This is a genomic window from Stenotrophomonas sp. 220_Sma, assembly GCF_056487375.1.
On record NZ_CM151348.1, the window covers coordinates 3,271,953 to 3,284,725 of the forward strand.

Here is a 12,773-nt window from a genome sequence, read left to right on the forward strand (position 1 = left end):
AGCGGCTCACCGGCCTTCCCGGCCATCGCCGGATGCCTGACACGCAACCGTGCTGAACATGTCCCGCGTGGCGCTCCAGCCTGGCTGACAGCTGCCTGCGGCCTGTAACACCCCAAAACCCATAAGAGTGAAGCGCTCCCGCGGCCTGCCGTGGTGTCGTAGCGCTGGAAACCCAAGCCGCCCTCCCCGCGCTTGCGCGAATGGGCGGCGAACCGTGTCCAGAGGCGAAACCCCATGGCGTTCCGCGCGGTAGCCGCTTGCGAGGAACGCAACAATGAAGCGAATGCTGATCAACGCCACGCAGGCTGAAGAGCTGCGTGTTGCCATCGTGGATGGCCAGTCGTTGTATGACATCGACATCGAGCAGCCGTCGAAGGAACAGAAGAAGTCCAACATCTACAAGGGCCGGATCTTCCGCATCGAGCCCTCGCTGGAAGCGGCCTTCGTTGAATACGGTGGCGGCCGCCATGGCTTCCTGCCGCTGAAGGAAATCTCCCGCGATTACTTCCAGGCCGGTGTCGACCACAACAAGGCCGGCATCCGCGAACTGCTGAAGGAAGGCCAGGAGATCGTTGTCCAGGTCGACAAGGAAGAGCGTGGCAACAAGGGCGCCGCCCTGACCACGTTCATCTCGCTGGCCGGCCGTTACATGGTGCTGATGCCGAACTCGCCCAGCGCCGGCGGTGTCTCCCGTCGCATCGAGGGCGAAGACCGGGCCGCCCTGAAGGACGCCCTGGACAAGCTGAACATCCCCGACGACATGGGCGTGATCATCCGTACCGCCGGCGTCGGCCGCGATGCGGAAGAGCTGCAGTGGGATCTGGATTACCTGCTCAACGTCTGGCGCGCCATCGCCGAAGCCGCATTGAGCAAGCCGGCCCCGTTCCTGATCTACCAGGAATCGCGCCTGATCGTGCGCGCCCTGCGTGACTACCTGCGCGCCGACATCGGCGAGATCCTGGTGGACACCGAGGAGATGTACGAGCACGCCCGCGAGTTCATGCAGCAGGTGATGCCGCAGACCCTGCGCAAGCTCAAGCATTACAAGGACGACATCCCGCTGTTCAACCGCTTCCAGATCGAATCGCAGATCGAAGGCGCCTACGAGCGCAACGTGCGCCTGCCGTCGGGCGGCTCGATCGTGGTCGACCAGACCGAAGCGCTGACCGCCGTCGACGTGAACTCCTCGCGCGCCACCAAGGGCAGCGACATCGAGGACACCGCCTTCCAGACCAACCTGGAAGCGGCCGAGGAAGTGGCCCGCCAGCTGCGCCTGCGTGACCTGGGCGGCCTGGTGGTGATCGACTTCATCGACATGGCCTCCAACAAGCACCAGCGTGAGGTCGAGAACCGCCTGGCCAACGCGCTGAAGTACGACCGTGCGCGCGTGCAGGTCGGCCGCATCTCGCGCTTCGGCCTGTTGGAAATGAGCCGCCAGCGCCTGCGCCCGAGCTTGGGCGAGTCCAGCCAGATCGTCTGCCCGCGTTGCGACGGCCACGGCCGCATGCGCAGCGTCGAGTCGCTGTCGCTGTCGATCATCCGCGTTGCCGAAGAGCATGCGATGAAGGAGAACACCGGGCAGGTGCTGGTGCAGGCCCCGGTGGAGATCGCCAACTACCTGTTGAACGAAAAGCGCAGCGCCCTGCGTGAGATCGAGCAGCGCCACGAGGCGCCGATCGTGATCGTCGCCGACGAGCAGCTGCACACCCCGCACTACACCGTCACCCGCCTGCGTGAGAACGAGCTGGGTGAAGAGAGCAACAAGCCCAGCTACCAGCGCGGCACCCCGCGCAAGCTGCCGGTGCACGCCCTGACCAAGGGCCAGTTGAACATCCCGCCGCCGGCCGTGACCCAGGTCAAGCACACCTCCCCCGCTCCGGTGCGCGAGGAAGTGGAGCCGGCCGCAGCGGCACCGGCCCCGGTCGTGGCAGCGCCGGTTGCAGCGGCCCCGAGCGGCGGCGTGATCGGTTGGCTCAAGCGCGTGTTCGGTGGCGAACCGGCGCCGGCACCGGCACCGGCGGCTCCGGTCGCCCGCCAGCAGCAGGACGGCGGCCGCAAGGACCGCAACAAGGATCGCAACAAGGACCGCAAGGACCGTCGCGACGACAACCGTGGCAACGGCGGCAACGGCAACGTGCAGCAGCAGAAGGACGGCGGCAACCGCAAGGAGCGCGGTGAGCAGCGCAGCAAGGACGGCCGCAACGGTAACAACGGCAATGCCCAGCAGCAGCCGCAGCAGGGCAAGCAGAAGGAGCCGCAGCAGAAGGATGGCCAGCAGCAGCCGCAGCAGCAGAACAAGCCGCGCAACGAGCAGCAGGGCCAGAACCCGCAGCAGCCGAAGCTGAAGCAGCCGAAGCAGCCGCGCCCGCAGCAGGACGGTGACAAGCCGGCCGAGAAGCCGCAGCGCAACGCCGCAGAAGCACCGGCCGAAGCCGTGACCGCGGCTGCAGCCGTGGCCGCCACGGCGGTCGCCGCCAATACGGTGACCGCGCAGGAAGCGACCGCGCCGGTTGCTCCGGTGGCCGCCGCTCCGGCCGAAGCCGCAGCACCGGTCGACACCACTGCCAACGCCGCCAGCGAGACCGAGGTGGTTGCGGTTGCCGGTGAAGAGGCTGCAACCGACGCCAATGGCGAGCAGACCGGCGAAGGTGCGACCCGCCGTCGTCGCGGCCGTCGCGGTGGCCGTCGCCGTCGTCGCGGTGGCGCCGAGAACGCCGCCGGCAGCGACGCTCTGGGCGATGACCAGGACGATGGTGACGACGGTGACGACGCCGACGGCGCCGAGCCGAGCGTCGACAGCACTGCCGGCACTGCGCCGGTCGCTGCTGCGCAGCCGGCCCGTTCGCAGCCGGAGTTCGACTTCGATGACGAAGCCGAACCGGCCGCTGCCGATGCCGCGAAACCGGTCCGTGCTGCCGCCGCTGTTGCCGCCGCACCGGTTGCCGTGGTGAGCAGCGCTGTGGTCGAAGCCGCCGCCCCGGTCGTGGCTGAAGTGCAGGCCCCGGTCGAAGCTGCTGCGAAGACCGAAGCGGTGTCCTCGCCGGTGCAGACCAGCATGCTCGATGCCATCGACGCCGCGACCCCGGCCCAGCCGGTAGCCGCTGCCGCGCCGGTGACCGAAGCAAAGCCGGTCGCAGTTGCAGCCGCCCCGGTGGTTGAAGCCGCTCCGGTGATCGAAGCGAAGCCGGCGGCGGTCGAGGCTGCGCCGGTCGTTGAAGCCAAGCCAGAGATCGTTGAAGCCGCTGCGGCAGTTGAAGCCAAGCCGGTGGCCGTTGAGGCTGCGCCGGTGGTTGAAGCCACGCCGGTCGTCGAGCCCGTCGTGGCCGCCGAACAGCCGGTCGCTCCGGTGGCGGTGGAAGCCGCGCCGATCGAGGCCGCTGCCCCGGTCGCCGAAGCGGTGGTGACGCCGTCGATCGACCTGGTCGCCGATGGCCATGCCGACGCTGCGGCCCAGGCCGCAGAAGCCAAGACCGATGAAGAAGACGAAGAGGCCGCCAAGCGCACGCCGTCGGCGAACTGATCGCTCCTTGATCGCGTGAAAACGAAACGGCGGGGATCAATGATCCCCGCCGTTTTTGTGTGTGCGTTTGGCGCTGGCTTCGCTTTGGTAGAGGCCAACCTTGGTTGGCGCCGTTGATTCAGTGCACGCGGACACGTCCGTGCCAACCAAGGTTGGCACCCACCAGCGCACACCCCGCGCACGATCACGGCTTAGGTAGAGGCCAACCTTGGTTGGCGCCGTTGATTCAGTGCACGCGGACACGTTCGTGCCAACCAAGGTTGGCACCTACCAGGGCACACCCCGCACACGGTCACTGCTTTGGTGGAGGCCAACCAGCGCACAACCCGCGCACGGTCACTGCTTTGGTAGAGGCCAACCTTGGTTGGCGCCGTTGATTCAGTGCACGCGGACACGTTCGTGCCAACCAAGGTTGGCACCTGCCGGAGCCTGCTCCGTCAGGGCTTCGGTGCGAACTGCAACCGGGTCCACACGCCGTAGTGGTCCGAGGCCCAGCGTCCGCTGTCATCGGGCTGGTCGAACAGCAGCTTCGCCTCACGCGCGACCATCTCGTCCTGCTGGAAGAAGATGTGGTCGATCCGCGAAGGCGCCTGGTAATAGTGGCGGTTGAGCGTACTGACCCCGGACAGGTCGGTATTGACGTGCACGCTGCCGTAGCTGTCGCCGTAGTGGCTGCGCAGCTCGCTCAGGTCGCCGGCATCCACCAGCGCATTGAAGTCGCCCGCGATCACCACCGGCGCACCGGCCGACGTCGTGGTGATGAAGCGCAGCAGGTCCTCGACCTGGGTGCGACGGATGCGCTGCCCACTCTCATCGCTGCGCTCGTTCAGATGCGTGGCGTAGACGTTCACCGGCGTGCCGTCGACGTCGATGCGCAGGTGAGCCACGGTGCGGTAGTCGTCCAACGGCAGCAGCAGATGATCCCCCTGGGCGAGGATCGGCCGCCGGGTCAGCAGTGCATTGCCGTAGCGCTTGGGTGCCCCGACCGGATCGGTGGACACGAACACGTACTTGTAGCCGAGTTGGCTGGCCAGCCATTGCGCCTGGTTTCGCACGTTGCGGCGCTGGATCACCTCCTGCAGGGCAACCGCGTCCGGCTGCAGGCGCTTGAGCTCGGCCAGGATGGTGCGGCGCCGGCTCGGCCAGTCTTCGCGATCATGATGCAGGTTGAAGGTGACCATGCTCATGCCCGCTGCGCTGGCAACGTCGGGCGCCGCGTTCGCGGCAGCCGGCTCGGCCGCCATCACCGCGCCCGGCACTGCCAATGCAATTGCCAGCCCCAGGGCACGCACCGACGTGCGCACCCTTGCCCCCTGTTGCTTCATCGTTACTGCCCCTTGCGCTCGGCGCGGCGCACTGCGCTCGGTACGTCGATCTCAACCCGCGCCGGCAGCTGGTGCACGTGCAGTTCCTTGTTGACCCACTCGGCTGCTTCGCCGTTGATACTCGCCTCGCCCGGATCACCGGCGTATGGCCACGGCAACACCACGCCTCCCAGCGGTGGCACCAGGCCCGGCTGCACCTCCAGCACCAGCTGCTTGTCGCTGCGCTGCAGGCGGTAGTTGAGCTGGCCCTGCGGCGTACGCAGGCCTTGCACGGCGATGCCCTCGCCCTGCAGCCACGCGGTCGGTACGCCGGCGGCCAGCACCAGTGACTCGTCCATGTCGCGGTTGTAGGCGAACATGTCCAAAGCCGAGCGCACGAAGTCCGAGGCCACCCAGGCATGCGGCAGGTCACCGACGAAGAACGGCCTGCGCGGCGTGCGCGAAACCACTTCGGCCCACTGGTTCCAGGCCTGCGGTGCGCGGTCCTTGAAGAAGAACTCGGTGGCCTGCCAAGCGCGATCGCGCCAGCCCAGGCGCACGAACGCGGCCACGTTGCGCCACTCGTACGGGGTGTAGTCCTTCCACTCGCGCTTGCCGTCGCGACGGGCAACGAACTCGTTCCAGTAGCGTTCGAAGGTCGCCTCCAGCGCCTGCTGCGGCAACCTGCCCTGTTCGCCGCCCGGGGCCAGTGCGATGGTCGTCGAGGTCGCGTCGAAGTCACCCAGCTCGGCCGAGCCCGGCAGGTAGTCGATGTTGTGCTGCTGCATCGCGGACAGCAGCGAGGCCTGCAGATCATCCCGGAACTGGTCGCGCGACTCGGCGATCTGCATCGCCTCGACCTTGCCCAGCTGGGTCGCCAGCAGGGCCGCGTCCTTGTAGCCGCGCAGTGCCCAGAAGTTGTCCCAGTACGAGTGCATCGGCTTGGCCGAATAGCCTTCGTGGCTGATCGAGGCCGGCATCATGCCGTAGAAGGCCGGGTTGCGTGCCCGGTTCTCCTCGGTGCGCTCGCTGGCGCGCAGCTGCTCCATGTAGCCGTAGGCGCCCTGCACATGCGGCCACATCAGCTCGGTGAAAGTGCTGTCGCCGGTGTAGCGCCCGTACTCGGCGATGCTGTAGATCAACTCGCCATGGCTGTCGTTCTCCGGCACCGGGTCGCTGCCGCGGGCATCGACGCAGCACGGCACCTTGCCGTTCTCGAACTGATACGGCGCATACCAGTTGATGTAGTCGCGCACCGCATCACTGCGGCCCATGCGCAGCAGGCCCTCGGAAATCATCGCGCCATCGCGGATCCAGCTGCGCGCATACGAACGCGTGCCTGGCTGCAGGCGTGGGCCGACGCGCGAGATCAGCATGTGCGCGACCGCGGTGCGCAGGGTATCCACCAGCGCCTGGCCCGCAGCCGGCACCTGCAGCGAGACCACGCCCAGCTTCTTGCGCCACTGCTCGGCCACCTGCGCCTGCGCCTTGGCCACGTCCAGCGCCTGCGGTGCCCAGCCACCGGTCTGTGGCAGCACCACCGCCACTTCACGGCTCTGGCCGGGCTCCAGCTTGATCGTGTACATCAGCGCACCCGACGCCATGCCGGTGCTGTCCTTCACCGCTGTGGTCGCCGGGTATGTGCCGCTTTCCAGATGCATCGCATCAAGCTTGCCGTCGAACGTACTGGCAAAGCGCGCGTCCGGCACCTGCAGCGGGTAGATGCGCGGCTCACCGTTGACCCGCACCAGCTGCTCACCCACGTCCAGTACATCGATGCGGCTGAAACCACCGACGGTGTTGAGGAACTGGGTGGGCGGGTTGACCTGCCACGGGCGGATCGCCAGCGCCAGGGTGTACTCGTGCGCGACCTTGTCCGGATTGCTCAGGCGGTAGCGGCCGATCAGCTGCGCGCGCTCCGGCGTACCCTGCACGAAGCTGGTCACTGCCAGGCCGACCTTCTCATGCACCCAGTCGACGTTGGCGATCGGCAGGTAGTGATCCTGCAGCGACTGGGTGATGGCCACCTTCGACCAGTCCAGCAGCTTGCCATCGAGGCGGATGAACGGCTCGATGCTGAAGCTGCCCTTGGCCGGCTCCAGTGCGCCATCCTCGCTGATCAATGCCTGTTCCTGGCCACCATCAAGGCCGAGCAGGGTCCAGTACGGCTGCTCGCCCACATAGGCACGAGGCAGCGAGCCCCGTGGCAGGTCGGCGGCGACCGAGGACAGGAATGCGTTCGGGGTGGAAGCAAAGGCCAGCGGCTTGAGCGCGATGTCGCGGATGCCGTAGCGCCAGTTCGGGCCGTCCTGCAGATCGAAGCGCACGTAGCGCGCATCGGTGTCCGGCAGCGCCAGCCAGTCGCGGCCACCGGCACCACTGGTGACTTCGCGCACGGTGCGCCAGTCGCGGCCATCCTCGGAGGTGCGCACGGTGTAGCGGCGGGCTTCCAGGTTCGGCAGCCAGTCGATCACCGCACCACCGATCTCGCGGCTCTTGTGCAGGTCCAGGCTGATGGTCTGTTGCTTGACGCCACCGCTGATCCAGAACGTATCGCTCTTGCCGTCGATCATGCGGTCCTGCAGCGCGGTGGCGGTATCAGCGATCACCGACGGCACCAGCGCCGAGTCATCCTGGGCTGGCAGGCCCTGCAGGGTCAGCTTGTCGAAGCACACCGTGCCGCGGCCGCCGACCTTGCTGTAGATCGTGAACTCGACCGCAGCGCTGCGTGCCATCTCTTTCTCGGGCGACGGCCCCCACGCCTTGTCGATCTGGCGACGGCGATACTCGACCGGCGTCCACGCCTTGGGGAAACTGTAGCCGGGACGATTGACCCACCAGACGTTGTCGCCGCTGGCATCGATCAGCTTGAACTGCAGGTCGTTGCCCGGTGAATCACCGCGCAGCTGGAAACCGAAACGGTAATTGACCGGGTATTCGATGTTCAGCGCGCGGCGGATGCCGACGTAACCGGAGACATCGTGGAAGTCATAGTCCAGGCACAGCGCGCGGCCACCACCGGCGCCGCTGACCGGCCGCAGCGAACCGCTGACCTGGTCGGACAGCACCAGCTTCCAGGCTGCGATGTCGTCGAAGTCGTCCAGCACCTTCGGTGCCGGCAGCGCCGGTGGTGCGGCGATCGCCAGGGAGGTCCACAACAGGCCCAGTCCAACGGCGATCGCTCGCTTCATCCTTTGACGCTCCCCAGCAACAGACCTTGGATGTAGTACCGCTGCAGCACCAGGAACAGCGCCAGCACCGGGACCACGGTGACCACCGCGCCGGCCATCATCATTTCCACGTCCATGATGTGCTCGCGCGAGAGGGTGGCCAGCGCCACCGGCAAAGTGTAGTGCTCCTGGTCGGTCAACACGATCAACGGCCACATGAAATCGTTCCATGCGCCCATGAAGGTGAAGATCGCCAGGGTCACCAGCACCGGCTTGAGCATCGGCAGCACGATCTGGAAGAAGATCCGCAGCTCCCCTGCCCCGTCGATGCGGGCCGCTTCCAGCAGTTCGTCCGGAATGGAACGCGCGTACTGGCGCACCAGGAAGATGCCGAACACGCTGGCCAGCGCCGGCACGATCACGCCGCCGAAACTGTTGACCAGACCGAGCTGCTTCATCAGCAGGAACAGCGGCAGCATCGCCACCTGGGCCGGAATCACCAGCGCCGCCATCAGCACCTGGAACAGGCGCTCGCGGCCGACGAAGTTCAGCTTGGCGAAGGCATAGCCGGCCATGGTGTTGAGCAGCAGCGAACCCAGGGTGATGCCGACCGACACCAGCAGGCTGTTGGCGAAGTTGCCGCCCATGCCGGTGCGCGCGAACAACTCATGGTAGTTGCGCGTGGTGATGCTGGACGGCAGCAGCGGCGGCGGGAAATGGGTCGCCTCGCCCTGTGGCATGAACGACACCGAGAGCATCCACAGCAGCGGTGCCAGGCTGACCAGGGCCAGCACCAGCAACGCACCATTGATCAACCACGGGTACCAGCGCGACTGGCCGATTTCACGACTCATACCAACTGCCTCTTGCGGCCGAAACGCAGCATCACGGTGGTCACCGCAAGGATGATCAGGAACAGCAGGAACGCCACCGCGGAGGCGCGTCCCAGGTTCCACCACTTGAAGCCTTCCTCGAACATGAAATACAGCACGCTGACGGTGCTCTGCAGTGGGTCGCCGCGGGTCATCACATACGGTTCGGCGAACAGCTGGAAGTAGCCGGACACGGTGATCACGCCGACCACCAGCAGCACCGGGCCGAGCATCGGCAGGGTGATGTGCAGGAACTGCTTCCAGCGCGAGGCACCGTCGATGCGGGCGGCCTCGTACAGGTCATGCGGGATGGCCTGCAGGCCGGCCAGGAAGATCACCATGTTGTAGCCAAAGTTCTTCCACACTGCGAACAGCATGATGGTCGGCATCGCCCAGTTGGGATCACCCAGCCAGTCGATCGGGCTGATGCCCAGGTGGCCCAGGCCGTAGTTCACCAGGCCGTAGCTGGTATGGAACAGGTAGCGCCAGATCACCGCCACCGCCACCAGTGTGGTCACCACCGGCGCGAACAGCGCGGTGCGGAACAGCGCCTTGAAACGCGCGGCAGGTGCATTCAGCAGCATGGCTGCGCCCAGCGATACGCCGATCGACAACGGCACGCCGATCAACACGAAGTAGGTGGTGTTCCACAGCGACTTCCAGAACATCGGCGTCTGCAGCAGATCGATGTAGTTGCCGAGGCCGACGAAGCGCAGGTTGCTGCTGTCGGCCAAGGCATACAGGTCGAAATCGGTCACGCTCAGCGCCAGCGCCGAGGCGACCGGCAGGCCGAAGAACATGCCCAGCACGATCAGCGAGGGACCGGCGAAAATCCAGCCGGCAAGCGAGGTACGTTTCATTGCGCGCTCCCGGCGGCCACGGCACTGCTCGATTGCGGCGACGGCACGCGCTGCTGCAGGCGTTGTTGTTCATGCATCCAGCGGCGCTTGGCCAGCACCTTGTCCACGCGCTGGTCCAGCTCTTCCACGGCCTTGTCCTGCGCCAGGCCACCACGCACCACCTTCTCGGTGACGATGCGCATTTCCTGCACGATGCGCTCCCACTCAAGCACCTTCGGCGTCGGCTTGACCCGCTCCAGCTGGTCACGGAACGCAGCGGCCAGCGGATCGTTGGCCAGCGACGGCGCGTTCCAGGTACTGCGGCGCGGCGGCAGGTCGCCGATGATCGAATGGAAGCGCGCCTGGATTTCGGGTCGCGACAGGAACTCGATCAGCTTCCACGACGCCTCCTTCTGCTGCGACTTGCGGAAGATCACCAGGCTGGTACCACCGGCAATACCGGCGCCCGGGCCGTCCGGACCCGGCAGCGCGGCCGTACCCCACTGCCCTTCAAGTTCCTTCGGCTGCAGCTTCTTGAACTCGCGGATGTTCCAGGGGCCGGAAATGTAGAACACGTTGAAGCCACGGAAGAACTCATCCCAGACGTTGGAAATCTGCGTCTCGGACATCTTCGGCGCCCAGCCCTGCTCGAACATGTTGGCGTAGAAGGCCAGCGTGCGACGGAAGCCCGGGCTGGCGAAATTGCCGCGGGTGTCGTCGTCGCGCAGCAACGGATCAGGCTGCTGCAGTGCCAGCGAAAGCTGCTGCTCGAACTCGTTGATCGGCATCAGCACCGCATAGCGGTTCGGGCCCTGCATGCGCTTGATCGCCGCCATCTGCTCGTCCCACTCCTGCCAGGTGCGCGGCGGGTGGTCGTAGCCGGCCTTGGCCAGCAGGTCCTTGCGGTAGTAGATCAGGCGGGTGTCGACGTACCACGGCACGCCTACCAGTTCGCCGTGGATCACATTGGTATCCCAGATGCCCTGGAAATAGTCCTTCGGGTCGACCACGGACGAACGCTGCACGAACGGCTGCAGCGGCGTCAGCGCGTCCAGTTCGGCGAACTCCGGCACCCAGGTGTTGCCCAGCTGGCACACGTCCGGCAGGCCGTCCGCGGCGAACGCGGTCAGCAGCTTCTCGTGCGCGGCGGTCCACGGAATGTTCTGCACATCCACCTTGATGCCCGGATTCTCGGCCTCGAATTCATGGATCAGCTCGCTGACCACCTCGGCTTCGCGGCCCATCGCCCAGAAGCGCACGGTGGTGGTGCCCGGTTCGGTACGGGCGCAGCCGGCCACGGCCAACACGGCCAGGGCAGGCAGCGCCCAGCGGCGCAGGCGGTCGATCCAGTTCGGCATCGGGTTACTTGCCCTGGCCTGTATTGCGGTTGGCATTGTTCTTCTGTTCCTGCGCGGCAGCCGCGCGTGATTCGGCGATACCCACCGCGCGTGCCGCCGCGGCCTTTTCGTCTTTCTGCAGTTCCAGCGGCTGGAACGAACCTTCCGGTGCCAGCCAGCCACCGCTGAACCCGGCCCGTTCCAGGCCCTTGCGGATGTACGGGTTCTTCTTCATCACTTCCCAGACGAAGTCATCGCGGTAGTTGGCGATCATGGTCAGGATCGGGCCCTGGTCGATGGCGATGTAATCGCTGGCGACCCAGCCACGATCCGGCACCAGGCGGCCAGTCTTGATCGGGATGTCGTAGTTGAAGCTGGGGTTGAACGAATCCAGGAAACCGTAGCTGGAATAGATGTAGTCGCCGTAGCGCTTGTGCATTTCCAGCGTAGCCGGGATCACCTGCTCGGGCGCGAACACCACCGAGGCGATCGCGGCGGTGGGGGCAATGGTGCCGTCATCGAAGTTCTCGCGCAGGCCGGCGCCGCGCGAGGAGTAGTGGCGGAACTGGCGCTGCTCGCCGCGGTACTCCTGGGTGGTGTTCTGCGGGCCGTCGCTGGCGGTCAGGCCCCATACGTTCTCGCCATAGTCCTTCCACTGCATCGGGTTGGCGATGGCGTACTCGCGCTGGGCCAGCGCAGCCGAGCGGCTGTTGAGGAAGTAGGTGCTGCCGCGCTCGCGCATGTACGCGTCCTGGATATCGCGGAAGTCGATCCAGACATGGCTGTACTGGTGGCCGAACAGCGGGCCGAAGGACAGGTATTCCTGGCCCTGGTAGACGCCCCAGTCGTTGTCGTAGGTGCGCGTCCACACCGTCCACGCATCCGGGCTGACCGGGTGCGTCGGCGACCCCAGGGCGAGGATGTAGACCATCATCGCCTCGTTGTAGCCCATCCAGTCGTGGTCGATGAAGCCGCTCTCCGGGAACCAGCCCATCGAGATCAGCGGCGCACGCTGCTGCAGCCACGGCCAGTCGACCTTCTTGTACAACGTGTCGGCGATCTGGCGGATCTCCTTCTCGCGCGGATCGTCACCGTCGTAGTACGACTGCGCGAACAGCACGCCCATCATCAGCAGCGCGGTATCCACCGAGGACAGTTCAACCCAGCTGTCGTAGCGACGGCCTTCCTGCATGTCCAGGAAGTGGTAGTAGAAGCCCTTGTAGCCGGCCTTGCCGGTGCGCTGCGGCCCCATCGGCACGTCGCGGAAGAACTTCAGCGTGGTCAGGGTGCGGTCGATCGCCTGGTTGCGGCTGACCCAGCCGTTCTCGATGCCGATCGGATAGGCGGTCAGCGCGAAGCCGACCGAGGCGATGCTGGCGAACGGCCGCGACGGATAGCGGTCCGGGGTCAGGCCGTTGATCTCGTTGGTGGTATCCCAGAAGAACTGGAAGGTACGCCGCTCGATGTCATCGAACAGCGGCGGCAGCACCGGCTTCATCGGCCGCGGCGGTGCGTCGGCCTCGATCAGGATCACCGGCGGCCGCGGCTTGGCAGGTTCCTGCTGGGCCGGCTGGCAGGCGGCCACGGCCAGGCTCAACGCTGCGGCGGACAACAGATGGCGTGCCTGCATGGCGCGATTTCTCCGGTGGTCTGATCGATGGGAAAGCATACCGTCCAATGATCTGAAATCGTTTACAAGATGCGTTCTGAAAAAACCACGAAAAACGTGGT

General features: G+C 66.2%; 7 protein-coding genes. 1 reads left to right on the forward strand and 6 read right to left on the reverse strand.

Features of this window, described 5'->3' with window-relative positions:
* Positions 1 to 274: 274 nt before the first annotated feature.
* Positions 275 to 3,520 carry a ribonuclease E gene (gene rne / locus ACZLIB_RS15405; protein ID WP_478468067.1) on the forward strand — a complete coding sequence of 1,082 codons (3,246 nt, stop codon included), beginning with the start codon at positions 275 to 277 and terminating at the stop codon, positions 3,518 to 3,520.
* Positions 3,521 to 3,957: 437 nt separating this feature from the next.
* Here the strand turns inward: rne and ACZLIB_RS15410 are convergent, their stop codons facing one another.
* From ACZLIB_RS15410 to ACZLIB_RS15435, 6 genes are read right to left on the reverse strand one after another with little or no spacing between them, the layout of a single operon-like run.
* Positions 3,958 to 4,845 (reverse strand): endonuclease/exonuclease/phosphatase family protein, encoded by an 888-nt coding sequence (locus ACZLIB_RS15410; protein ID WP_049401096.1) that lies wholly within the window; start codon positions 4,843 to 4,845, stop codon positions 3,958 to 3,960.
* 2 nt (positions 4,846 to 4,847) lie between these two features.
* Positions 4,848 to 8,015 (reverse strand): discoidin domain-containing protein, encoded by a 3,168-nt coding sequence (locus ACZLIB_RS15415; protein WP_478468068.1) that lies wholly within the window; start codon positions 8,013 to 8,015, stop codon positions 4,848 to 4,850.
* A complete protein-coding gene (locus ACZLIB_RS15420; RefSeq protein ID WP_006378064.1) occupies positions 8,012 to 8,848 on the reverse strand; it encodes a carbohydrate ABC transporter permease in 837 nt (278 codons plus the stop codon). The genes ACZLIB_RS15415 and ACZLIB_RS15420 overlap by 4 nt, the downstream gene beginning before the upstream one ends.
* Positions 8,845 to 9,726 carry a carbohydrate ABC transporter permease gene (locus ACZLIB_RS15425; RefSeq protein WP_006378065.1) on the reverse strand — a complete coding sequence of 294 codons (882 nt, stop codon included), beginning with the start codon at positions 9,724 to 9,726 and terminating at the stop codon, positions 8,845 to 8,847. Before ACZLIB_RS15425 ends, ACZLIB_RS15420 begins: the two co-directional genes overlap by 4 nt.
* Positions 9,723 to 11,063, reverse strand: a complete 1,341-nt coding sequence (locus ACZLIB_RS15430) for a sugar ABC transporter substrate-binding protein (RefSeq protein ID WP_032129771.1) — start codon at positions 11,061 to 11,063, stop codon at positions 9,723 to 9,725. Before ACZLIB_RS15430 ends, ACZLIB_RS15425 begins: the two co-directional genes overlap by 4 nt.
* A 4-nt stretch (positions 11,064 to 11,067) precedes the next feature.
* The gene (locus ACZLIB_RS15435; RefSeq protein ID WP_032129772.1) at positions 11,068 to 12,672 is read right to left on the reverse strand and encodes a glucoamylase family protein; all 1,605 of its coding nucleotides are present in this window, start codon (positions 12,670 to 12,672) and stop codon (positions 11,068 to 11,070) included.
* Between the last annotated feature and the right edge of the window lie 101 nt (positions 12,673 to 12,773).

Coding starts and splice junctions, on each gene's coding strand:
- ACZLIB_RS15420 (WP_006378064.1), bottom strand. CDS start 8,848: ATGAGTCGTGAAATCGGCCAGTCGCGCTGGTACCCGTGGTTGATCAAT.
- ACZLIB_RS15430 (WP_032129771.1), bottom strand. CDS start 11,063: ATGCCGAACTGGATCGACCGCCTGCGCCGCTGGGCGCTGCCTGCCCTG.
- ACZLIB_RS15415 (WP_478468068.1), bottom strand. CDS start 8,015: ATGAAGCGAGCGATCGCCGTTGGACTGGGCCTGTTGTGGACCTCCCTG.
- ACZLIB_RS15425 (WP_006378065.1), bottom strand. CDS start 9,726: ATGAAACGTACCTCGCTTGCCGGCTGGATTTTCGCCGGTCCCTCGCTG.
- ACZLIB_RS15435 (WP_032129772.1), bottom strand. CDS start 12,672: ATGCAGGCACGCCATCTGTTGTCCGCCGCAGCGTTGAGCCTGGCCGTG.
- ACZLIB_RS15410 (WP_049401096.1), bottom strand. CDS start 4,845: ATGAAGCAACAGGGGGCAAGGGTGCGCACGTCGGTGCGTGCCCTGGGG.
- rne (WP_478468067.1), top strand. CDS start 275: ATGAAGCGAATGCTGATCAACGCCACGCAGGCTGAAGAGCTGCGTGTT.